This is a genomic window from Halomonas sp. ND22Bw (genome assembly GCF_003011945.1).
GTDB classification, from domain to species: Bacteria; Pseudomonadota; Gammaproteobacteria; order Pseudomonadales; family Halomonadaceae; genus Halomonas; species Halomonas halophila.
In genome coordinates, this window is record NZ_PXWD01001120.1 from 1 (window position 1) to 262 (window position 262).

Consider the following 262-nt stretch of genomic DNA (forward strand, 5'->3'; position numbering starts at 1 on the left):
GCGGCGTGGCGGTTCCGCTCCCCCCCGCCGCGTTCCTTCAGGCGACGCGCGAGGGGGAGGCCGCGCTGGTCGCCGCGGTGCGCGAGGCGATCGGCGATGCCGGCACCGTCGCTGACCTGTTCGCCGGCCTCGGCACCTTCGCGCTCGCGCTGCCCGGCCGCGTCTATGCAGCGGAGGGCGCGCGCGACGCGATCGCCGCGCTGAAGGCCGCCGCGGCCCGCGCGCAGCGGCTGGTCTTCACCGAACATCGCGACCTGTTCCG

1 pseudogene is annotated in these 262 nt (G+C 77.5%); it reads left to right on the top strand.

Annotation, left to right across the window (positions count from 1 at the left end):
• Nucleotides 1-262: pseudogene (locus CVH10_RS21655) on the top strand (hypothetical protein); the annotation flags it as partial.